Here is a 9,461-nt window from a genome sequence, read left to right on the forward strand (position 1 = left end):
GTTCGCGATCCGAGCTGCGCGAGCGTCGCGAACGCGACGGCTAGTGAGGGATGCCGAAGATGAAATACACGAGGCACATTCCGGCGAGCACCCATCCTCCGGCCGGCACCTGGCGAACCCTTCCCGCGCCGAGCTTCAGCAGCGGATGGACGACGAGCGCGGCCGTCAGCCCGTTGGCGATGTTGTACGTGAAGATCATCACCGCGATCGCGGTGAACGCCGGAACGATCTCCGTGAAATCCGCGTAGTCGATCTTCGCCGCCGACGCGGTCATCAGGAGGCCGACGGCGACGAGCGCGGGCCCGTAGGCGAACCGCAGCTCCTGGAGCGGAACGAGGAGGGGGAGAAAGAAGAGCGACGCCGCGAACAGGACCGCGGTCGTGATCGACGCCAGGCCCGTCCGCGCGCCCTCCCGGATCCCGGCCGCCGACTCGATGAACGCGCCGGACGTCGAGGTGCCCAGCAGCGAGCTCGCCACGCACGCCGCGGCGTCGACCATCATCGGCTTCTCGATTTCCGGGAAATTCCCGTCCCGGTCCAGCATCTCCCCCGCGGCGCCCACGCCGACGAGCGTTCCGAGCGTGTCGAGGAACGACATCAGGAACAGCGTGAGCAGGATCGGCAGGAAGGAAAGGCGCAGCACGCCGGCGACGTCGAGCTTCCCGGCGATCTCCGCGAGGCTCGCGATCGCGCCGCCCGGCCACTCCGCGATCGCCCCGGGCGCCGGCGCGTAGCCGAGCGCGATCCCCGCCGCCGCGGCCGCGGCGATTCCGATCAGGATCGCGCCGCGGATCCGCCGCGCGAGAAGAACGGAGATCAGCAGGAAGCCGCCGACGGCGAGCAGCGCGCGCGGCTCGCGGAGATTTCCGATCTTGACCGGGACGTCCGGGTTCCGGAGCGTCCCCGCGGGGCCGGAAAGCGCCGCGGCCGGCATCCCGGAAACGAAGCTCGTCACGATCCCCGTTTCGTACAGGCCGATGAACGCGAGGAAGAGCCCGATTCCGACCGCGAACGCGTGCTTGAGCGAGGCCGACACCGCCCGCGCGAGCCACGAACGGATCCGGAGCAGCGTGATCGCCGCGAACGCGAGCCCGCTCACGAAGACGGCGCCGAGCCTCTGCTGCCAGGAAATCCCCAGGGCGGTCAGGCCGAACGCGACGAACGCGTTCTCCCCCATGTAGGGGGCCACCGCGATCGGGAGGTTCGCGTACAGGCCCATGGCGAGGCATCCGAAGACGGCGGCCAGGATCGTCGCGACGGTGCTCGGCCCCCGCGGGATCCCGGCGAAGGCGAGGATCGCCGGATTGACGACGACGATGTACGCCATCGTGACGAAGGTCGTGGCCCCGCCGAGGATCTCGCGGCGAAGAGTCGTTCCGCGCTCGGCGACGCGGAAGAACCGGACGAGGCTCATCGCCGCGCCGCGGGGACCGCTGCCGCCCGTCGGCGCCGTGGCGGCCCCGACTCCGCGGTCACCGGGGGACCGGAATCGCCGTCGGGCCCTCCCAGTCCCTCGGGAGGACCTCGAAATTCAGGAGAACGATCGGCCGATCTCCGTCGTTGCGCGCCGTGTGGGTCATGTCTCCGGACTCGAAGAAACAGTCGCCGCTCCGGAACACCGACGTCTGCCCCGATTCGACGTACGTCAGCTCGCCGGACTGGACGCACCGGATTCCCGGCCCCGCATGGTGGTGATCTCCGATGAACCCCCCGGGACGGTACGTCACCTCGGAGACGCGGAGCTTGTACCTGCCGTTCAGCTCCGCCAGGGGCCCCGCCGCGACGTGCTCGAGTTTCGTCACGACCGTCTGGCCCCGCTTCTCGACGGCCGGCGGCTCGGCCGCCGCCAGGAAGGGAACCGTGAGGAACATCCCGATGAGTCGTGTCCCGGTCATCGCGCCCTCCTCCCGTTGTCTATCTCGGTCGCATCAGCGGAAACAGGATGACGTCCCGGATCGAGCTCCGATCCGTGAACAGCATGGTCACCCGATCCACGCCGATCCCCTCGCCCGCCGTCGGCGGCATTCCGTATTCCAGCGCCTCGACGTAGTCGTGGTCGTACGGCATCGCCTCGAGATCGCCGCCCGCCTTCGCCTCCATCTGCTCGCGGAAGCGCCGCGCCTGCTCGTCGGGATCGTTCAGCTCGGAAAAGCCGTTCGCGATCTCCATTCCGCCCGCGTACAGCTCGAACCGCTCGACCCACTCGGGCGCGTCGGGGCGCTGCTTCGAAAGCGGCGAGATCTCGGTCGGGAACTCGTGGATGAACGTGGGCTGCACGAGGTGGTCTTCGGCGACCGCCTCGAAGATTTCGGCCAGGAGCTTCCCCTTCTGCCCGCGGAACCGGTTCGGGCGCTCGGTGCCGATCCGCTGCGCGGCGGCGAGGAGCGCGTCGGCCGTTTCGAGCTCCCGCTCCCCGACGGGACCTTTCGGATGGTTCCTCGAGAACGCGAGGACCGCCTCCCGCATCGTGTACCGCGCGAACGGCGCCTTCCAGGAGATCGTCTCCCCGCTCCACGGCGTCTCCTCGGAGCCGGTCACCACGACCGCCATCTCCGAGAAGAGCTCCTCGGTGAGCGCCATCAGCGTCTCCGCGCGGGCGTAGGCCTGGTAGAACTCGAGCATCGTGAACTCGGGGTTGTGCCGCGTCGAGATCCCCTCGTTCCGGAAGTTCCGGTTGATCTCGTAGACCCGCGGAATCCCGCCGACGACGAGGCGCTTGAGGTACAGCTCGGGCGCGATCCGGAGGTAGAGCTCCATGTCGAGCGCGTTGTGCCGCGTGACGAACGGCCGCGCGGCGGCCCCGCCGGCGATCGGCTGCATCATCGGCGTCTCGACCTCGAGATAGCCGCGCGCGTCCAGGAACCGCCGGAGGAACGACACGATCTTCGCCCGCCGCTCGAAGACGCCGCGGGAATCGGGGTTCACGACGAGATCCACGTACCGGCGGCGGTAACGCTCCTCCAGGTTCTGCAGCCCGTGCCACTTGTCCGGAAGCGGGCGGAGCCCCTTGGCGAGGAACGAGAGCTTCTCCGCCTTGATCGAAAGTTCTCCGGCGCGCGTGCGGAAGACCGGCCCCTCGACGCCGATCCAGTCTCCGAGGTCGAGGAGCTGGTAGAGGGCGAACCCTTCGTCTCCCACGACGTCGCGCTTGACGTAGATCTGGATCTTCGACGAGCCGTCCCAGAGGTCGAGGAACCCGGCCTTGCCGGCGGTCCGGAGCGCGCGCACCCGGCCCGCCGTCGCGACCCGGTCCGGATGCGCCTCCAGGTGCGGGCCGTCGTGCGATTCGTGCTCGGCGACGACGGCCGAAACCGATCGGCTCTCGGGGAAGAAATTCGGGTACGGGCGATGGCCCAGCGCGCAGATCGCCTCGAGATTCTTCCGCCGGTTCCGGATCAGCTCGCCTTCTCCGGTGTCCGGAGGCGGGGTTTCGTCGTTCATCGGGCTCCCGTTCTGAAAGAGCGGCTATTCTAACCGTCGTCCGCCGAAGCGGTTCCGCCGGGTTCTCCGCGCCTCGCCATGCCCGATGATGCGAACGAATCATTGAGCGCAAGCGGATTGCGGCCAGAATGACCCGTCGATATACTCGACCGGTTTGAGGAAAAAGCGCGTTTTTCCCGCCGCAAGGCTTGAAAAAGGAGACTCATGTCGAGCGTCGTAACCCGCGAGAGCCTCGTTCCCGCCGCCCGTCCCGATCAGCCGATCGTGAACGACTTCTCGATCCAGGTGGCCACCGCCAACGGGTCCGGATCGCAGTCGTCGAACACGATCCTGATGCGGACGATCCATCAGATGGGGATCCCGGTTTCCGGGAAGAACCTGTTCCCCTCGAACATCCAGGGCCTCCCGACCTGGTTCACGATCCGCGCGTCGAAGCAGGGCTACGTCGCCCGCCGCCGCGACGTGCAGGTCCTCGTGTGCATGAACCCCGAAACGGCCCACGAGGACGTCCGGACGGTCGCGCCGGGGGCGGCCGTCGTCTACGAGGAGTCGCTGAAGCTCGACGCGCTCCGCAAGGACCTGCTCTTCTACCCGGTGCCGTTCTCGAAGCTGGTCCTCGACCTCTGCTCCGACGGGAAGCTCCGGCGGCTCGTCGTGAACATGATCTACGTCGGGGTGCTCGGGTGGCTGCTCGGCCTCGATCCGGCCGAAATCGCGGAGGCGACCGGGAAGCAGTTCAAGGGGAAAGCCAAGGCGGTGGATCTGAACGTCGGCGCGATCTACGGCGGATGGAAGTGGGCGGCCGAGAACCTCCAGAAGCGAGATCCCTTCTGGCTCGAGCGCATGGACCAGACGAAGGGGAAGATCATCCTCGACGGCAACGCCGCGGCCGCGATCGGCTGCATGTTCGCGGGCGTGACGTGCGTCACCTGGTACCCGATCACCCCGTCCTCCTCGCTCGTCGAATCGCTCATCGACTACATGAAGGAGCACCGCCTCGATCCGGAGACCGGGAAGGCCACCTTCGCGATCGTCCAGGCCGAGGACGAGCTCGCAGCGGTCGGCATGGTGCTCGGGTCCGCCTGGGCGGGCGCCCGGGCGATGACCGCGACCTCGGGGCCGGGAATCTCGCTCATGAGCGAATTCGTCGGGCTCGGCTACTACGCCGAGATTCCCGCGGTCATCTTCGACATCCAGCGGGTGGGCCCCTCGACGGGCCTCCCGACCCGGACGATGCAGGGAGACATCCTCTCGACCTATTACCTCTCCCACGGCGACAAGAGCCACGTTCTCCTCTTCCCCGCGTCGATGACCGAGTGCTACTCGATGGCGATCGACGCGTTCGATCTCGCGGAGAGGCTGCAGACGCCGGTCTTCGTGATGAGCGATCTCGACCTCGGGATGAACAACTGGGTGAGCGAACCGTTCCCGTACCCCGACAGGCCGATCGACCGCGGGAAGGTCCTCGACGCCGCGGCGGTCGCCGAGCGCGGCGGGTTCGCCCGCTACCGCGACGTCGACGGCGACGGCATCCCCTACCGGACGCTTCCCGGAACGAACCATCCCCTCGCGGCCTATTTCACCCGCGGCTCGGGGCACACCGACCGCGCGACCTACTCCGAACGCCCCGAGGACTACGTCGCGACCATGGACCGGCTTGCGCGCAAGCACGACACGGCGCGGTCCCTCGTTCCGGCCCCCGAGATCTTCGGCGACGGGAAGTCCCCGCTCGGAATCCTCGCGTTCGGCTCGTCGCACTACGGCGTGATCGAGGCCCGCGACATCCTGAAGGCCGGGGGCATCGACGCCGACTACCTGCGGCTCCGCGCCCTCCCCTTCCCGGCCGAGGTTCTCGACTGGGTCCGCGCGCACGAGCGCGTCTACGTCGTCGAGCAGAACCGCGACGCGCAGATGAAGAGTCTCCTCACGATCGAGCTCGCGGGCGAGTCCGGCCGCCTGCGCTCGATCCTCCACTACAACGGATTGCCGCTCGACGCGCAGACCGTCGTCGAGGGCGTCGAGCTCGGAGAGGTGAAGCTGTGAGCAGCGTGACGGAACCGAAAGCGCCCGCGACGAACCGGATCGGCCTGACGATCAAGGAGTACGGCGGGCTGAAGTCGACGCTCTGCGTCGGCTGCGGGCACGACGTGATCACGAAGCAGATCACGCAGGCGTTCTACGACATGGGCATCGAGCCGCACCGGGTCGCGAAGCTCTCCGGGATCGGCTGCTCCTCGAAGACCACGGCGTATTTCGTCGAGCGCGGCCACGGATTCAACGCGGTTCACGGGCGCATGCCCGCGGTCGGCTCGGGCGTGATGCTCGCCAACCGGTCGCTCATCTCGATCGGCGTCTCGGGGGACGGGGATACGGCCTCGATCGGCGCCGGCCAGTTCGTCCACCTGCTCCGCCGCAACATCCCGATGATCTACGTCGTCGAGAACAACGGCGTGTACGGGCTGACGAAGGGACAGTTCTCGGCGACGGCGGACCTCGGCTCGAAGCTGAAGAACGGCGTCATCAACGACCTTCCCGCGATCGACCTCTGCGGCCTCGCGATCGAGCTCGGCTGTTCGTTCGTCGCCCGATCGTTCTCCGGCGACATGAAACAGCTCGTCGCGCTCCTGAAGGCCGCGATCGCGCACCGCGGGACGAGCCTTCTCGACGTCATCTCGCCGTGCGTCACGTTCAACAACCACGAGGGCTCGACGAAGTCCTACAAGTGGTCGAAGGACCACGAGGAGCCGATCCAGGAGATCGGGTTTGTCCCCTATTTCGAGGACGTCACGATCGAGCAGAAGCCCGGCGAGGTGCAGGACGTCCAGATGCACGACGGGTCGAAGCTCCGGCTGAAGGCGCTGCGCGCCGACTACGACCCGACCGACAAGCGCAAGGCGACGGATCTCCTGACCGAGGCGCGCGACAAGCAGGAGTTCCTGACCGGGCTGATCTACATCAACGAGAAGACGCCCGACTTCCTGACGCAGCTCCACATGGTGGACGAGCCGCTCGCCACCCTCCCCGAGTCGAAGACCCGTCCCCCGAAGTCGGCGCTCGACGCGATCATGCAGGAGCTCGCGTAGGCGTCCGGCCGTCCCTCCCGGGAAACGAAAGGCCCGGTCATCCCGGGCCTTTTTCTTTGCCCCCGAACGGCGCCCTCAGAGCGTTGCGAGGATCGTCTTCGGGTGGCTCTTCGGATCGACCTGCGGGTAGGACTGCGCGATCCGGCCGTCGGGTCCGATCACGTACGTGATCCGCTTCGCGAATCCCGCCTGGGGGGAATCGGCGGCGCCGTACGTCATGCCGATCTTCCGGTCCATGTCGCACAGGAGCGGGAACGGATAGTCGAACTTCTTCGCGAACGCGTCGTTCTCCGCCGGCGTGTCGAAGGAGATCCCCCAGATCTCGGCGTTCTTCTTCTGGAACTCGGGATAGAGGTCGCGGAACCCGCAACCCTCGAGGGTTCAACCGGGGGTGTCGGCCTTGGGATAGAACCAGAGCACGATCGTCTTCCCGCGCTGGTCCGACAGCGTGACGGTTTCGCCCCGATGGGTCTTCACCGTGAAATCCGGGGCCGAGTCGCCCACGTTCAGCATCTTCGTCTCCCCTTTCTTCCGGAGCAGGTCGCGGATCGCGAGCCGGAAGACCCTAAGCGTCTGAGCCGGGTTCATGGTCCTCCGGACGATTCCAGTTCTCGAACATCTCGCGCCCGCCCCAGCGCCCCCAGAAACTCTCGTCCCGGAGGGCTCCCGGGCATTGTGCCACAACCTCCCGAATCGCGAGCCGCCCCGCTTCGATCCGCCGATCCAGTTCCGGAAGGAGAGAGGGCGCGTAGGCGGCGCAGAGTCCCTGGATCCTTCCCTCCGCCGCCGGAGCGACGCAGGCGGCGCCGTTTTCGACCAGCTCGCGCGCGAGCGCGGCCGCGAGCCCGGGCGGAAATCGCGGCAGGTCCACGGCGAGAACGAAGATCGGACGGCGGATCTCGGCGAGCGCCGCCCGGATTCCGAAGATCGGCGCGGAGCCGGACTCCCGATCCACGATCACCCGCAGGCCGCGCCTCGAGAACGGCTCCGCTTCCTTGGCGGAGACGACGACTTCCGCGAACGCCTCGGCGAGCCGCTCCGACTGGCGAAGAACCAGCGGCCGACCCTCCCGTTCGATCCACGCCTTGTCGCGCCCCATGCGGCGCGACCGGCCTCCCGCGAGGATCACCCCGGTGACGCCCGGGACCTTCAGTGGAGAGACTTCAGGTATGCCACGACGGCGCGTGCGTCATCGGCCGTCATGTGGAATTGCTGCATCGGCGGACGAGGCGGCGTTCCGCCCCGGGTGATCCCCTCCGTCAGGAGGCGGACGCCTTCCGCCTCGGTGTATCCGATCATTCCGCGGATGTTCGGCGCCTGATAGGCCCACGGGTGCCCCGGATAGGGCGAGTTGAACGGAACGCGCGCTCCCGTGAGGAGCTTCGTTTCGAGGAGATTTCCGTTCTCGTCGCGCGGTGAATGGCACTGGACGCACAACGCCACGTCGTGAACGAGATATCGGCCCCGTTCGAGGACGGCGTCGCCGGACGGCGCGGGCCGTGCCGCCGCGTCCTTCGGCGTCGCGGAAGAGGGCGCGATCCGGGGAGGAGCCGCGAGGGCCGCGAGGGATAGGGCGGCGACGAGGATGACGCCCGCGATCTTCATGTCCACCTCCGCGAGCGGATCGTAGCAGCATCGCCGGGACCGCCGGAAGCGCCGTCGCCCCGCTGCTACGATCGCCGCATGATCTCGCTCGTCGTCCCGGTCCGGGACGAGCCCGCCGGGTGGCCGGAGAACTTCCTCCCGGTCGCGGCCGATTTCGAGATCGTCGTCGTCGACGGCAGCTCGCGCTCGGCCTCTTCCGGGATCCCCGGCGGCCGCCTGCTCGCGCTCCCGGGGACGTCTCGCGGCGCCCGGCTGCACGCCGGAGCCCTGGCGGCGGGCGGCGACGTGCTCTTCTTCCTGCACGGCGACTCCCGCCCGCCCGCCGATGCGCGGATGCGCATCGAGGAGGCCCTCCGCCGGGGGGCGGACGCCGGATGTTTCCGCCTCGCCTACCGCGACGCGGGCGCCGCTCTTCGATGGATCGCGTGGTGGGCGAACGTCCGGACGCGGCGGCTCCGGCTCCCGTTCGGCGATCAGGGGATCTTCTGCACCCGGGAGGCGTACGTCGCCGCCGGAGGCTTCCGCGACCTCCCGATCTGCGACGATCTCGATTTCGTCCGCCGGCTCCGCAGGAGGCGGCGGTTCGCGGTGCTCGACGCCCGTTGCGTGGCGTCTCCCCGCCGTTATCGCGGCCGCGCCGTTCGGCAGGTCCTCGTCGACGCGCTCGTCGTCGCCGGCTATTTCGCCGGGGTCGCGCCGGGAACGCTGGAGCGGTGGTACCGGGGATAGGCGGAGGAATCCGCCTTCGACGCCCGGGCGGCGTCACACCATTTTCAGCAGGTGCCCCATCTTGTTCTTCTTCGCTTCGAGATAGCGCTTCGTGTTCTCGGTCGGACGCACTTCGAGCGGCACGCGCTCCACGATCGACAGCCCGTATCCGTCGATCGCGACGTATTTCGACGGGTTGTTCGTCATCAGGCGCATCTTCCGGACGCCGAGATCCCGGAGGATCTGGCAGCCGACGCCGTAGTCCCGGATGTCGGGGGGGAAGCCGAGCTTCTCGTTCGCCGACACGGTGTCGTGGCCCTGGTCCTGCAGCTCGTACGCCTTCAGCTTGTTGAACAGCCCGATCCCCCGCCCCTCCTGGAGCAGATAGAGGAGGACGCCCCGCCCCTCGGCGGCGATCTTCTCCATCGCGAGCCTCAGCTGTTCGCCGCAGTCGCAGCGCGAGGAACCGAACACGTCGCCCGTCAGGCACTGCGAGTGCACCCGCACCAGGACCGGCTCGTCCTCGCGGATCTCTCCGGCCACCAGCGCGACGTGCTCCTCGTGGGTGACGTCGCTCCGGTACGCGACCACGCGGAAATCCCCGTGGGCCGTGGGGAGAGCGGG

10 protein-coding genes are annotated in these 9,461 nt (G+C 68.2%); 3 read left to right on the top strand and 7 right to left on the bottom strand.

The annotated features are described in order from the left end of the window. Nucleotides 1-40: 40 nt before the first annotated feature. From VFS34_15660 to lysS, 3 genes are read right to left on the bottom strand one after another with little or no spacing between them, the layout of a single operon-like run. On the bottom strand, nt 41-1,414 hold the full coding sequence (locus VFS34_15660) for an NCS2 family permease (protein ID HET9795890.1): 1,374 nt from the start codon (nt 1,412-1,414) through the stop codon (nt 41-43). A 58-nt stretch (nt 1,415-1,472) separates the two neighbouring features. Further along, complete coding sequence (locus tag VFS34_15665; protein ID HET9795891.1) at nt 1,473-1,895, bottom strand: cupin domain-containing protein; 423 nt, start codon at nt 1,893-1,895, stop codon at nt 1,473-1,475. A gap of 19 nt (nt 1,896-1,914) precedes the next feature. Beyond that, a complete protein-coding gene (lysS, locus tag VFS34_15670) occupies nt 1,915-3,441 on the bottom strand; it encodes a lysine--tRNA ligase (protein ID HET9795892.1) in 1,527 nt (508 codons plus the stop codon). Between the two features lie 204 nt (nt 3,442-3,645). Between lysS and VFS34_15675 the strand changes: the two genes are divergently transcribed. Both VFS34_15675 and VFS34_15680 read left to right on the top strand, forming a co-directional pair. Then, entirely contained in the window at nt 3,646-5,484 is a 1,839-nt protein-coding gene (locus VFS34_15675; protein ID HET9795893.1) for a 2-oxoacid:acceptor oxidoreductase subunit alpha, read from the top strand. After that, nucleotides 5,481-6,524, top strand: a complete 1,044-nt coding sequence (locus VFS34_15680) for a 2-oxoacid:ferredoxin oxidoreductase subunit beta (protein ID HET9795894.1) — start codon at nt 5,481-5,483, stop codon at nt 6,522-6,524. The genes VFS34_15675 and VFS34_15680 overlap by 4 nt, the downstream gene beginning before the upstream one ends. Nucleotides 6,525-6,599: 75 nt before the next feature. On the opposite strand, the gene VFS34_15685 is transcribed toward VFS34_15680, so the two are convergent. From VFS34_15685 to VFS34_15695, 3 genes are read right to left on the bottom strand one after another with little or no spacing between them, the layout of a single operon-like run. Continuing rightward, nucleotides 6,600-7,112, bottom strand: coding sequence for a peroxiredoxin (locus VFS34_15685; GenBank protein HET9795895.1), 513 nt, complete (start codon nt 7,110-7,112; stop codon nt 6,600-6,602). Beyond that, entirely contained in the window at nt 7,090-7,653 is a 564-nt protein-coding gene (locus tag VFS34_15690) for a molybdenum cofactor guanylyltransferase (GenBank protein ID HET9795896.1), read from the bottom strand. Before VFS34_15690 ends, VFS34_15685 begins: the two co-directional genes overlap by 23 nt. A 20-nt stretch (nt 7,654-7,673) precedes the next feature. Then, the gene (locus tag VFS34_15695; GenBank protein HET9795897.1) at nt 7,674-8,129 is read right to left on the bottom strand and encodes a c-type cytochrome; all 456 of its coding nucleotides are present in this window, start codon (nt 8,127-8,129) and stop codon (nt 7,674-7,676) included. 78 nt (nt 8,130-8,207) lie between these two features. On the opposite strand from VFS34_15695, the gene VFS34_15700 reads away from it, so the two are divergent. Then, a complete protein-coding gene (locus VFS34_15700) occupies nt 8,208-8,858 on the top strand; it encodes a hypothetical protein (GenBank protein HET9795898.1) in 651 nt (216 codons plus the stop codon). Between the two features lie 33 nt (nt 8,859-8,891). Here VFS34_15700 and ribA read toward each other — a convergent pair. Further along, nucleotides 8,892-9,461: GTP cyclohydrolase II (ribA, locus tag VFS34_15705; protein ID HET9795899.1), on the bottom strand; the 570-nt coding region annotated here is incomplete at its 5' end.

The sequence above is a fragment of the Thermoanaerobaculia bacterium genome (genome assembly GCA_035717485.1).
GTDB lineage: Bacteria > Acidobacteriota > Thermoanaerobaculia > UBA5066 > DATFVB01 > DATFVB01.

Excerpts from the sequence above, each read along its gene's own strand:
- VFS34_15660 (HET9795890.1), bottom strand. The coding sequence starts at position 1,414 with ATGAGCCTCGTCCGGTTCTTCCGCGTCGCCGAGCGCGGAACGACTCTT.
- VFS34_15665 (HET9795891.1), bottom strand. The coding sequence starts at position 1,895 with ATGACCGGGACACGACTCATCGGGATGTTCCTCACGGTTCCCTTCCTG.
- lysS (HET9795892.1), bottom strand. The coding sequence starts at position 3,441 with ATGAACGACGAAACCCCGCCTCCGGACACCGGAGAAGGCGAGCTGATC.
- VFS34_15675 (HET9795893.1), top strand. The coding sequence starts at position 3,646 with ATGTCGAGCGTCGTAACCCGCGAGAGCCTCGTTCCCGCCGCCCGTCCC.
- VFS34_15695 (HET9795897.1), bottom strand. The coding sequence starts at position 8,129 with ATGAAGATCGCGGGCGTCATCCTCGTCGCCGCCCTATCCCTCGCGGCC.
- VFS34_15700 (HET9795898.1), top strand. The coding sequence starts at position 8,208 with ATGATCTCGCTCGTCGTCCCGGTCCGGGACGAGCCCGCCGGGTGGCCG.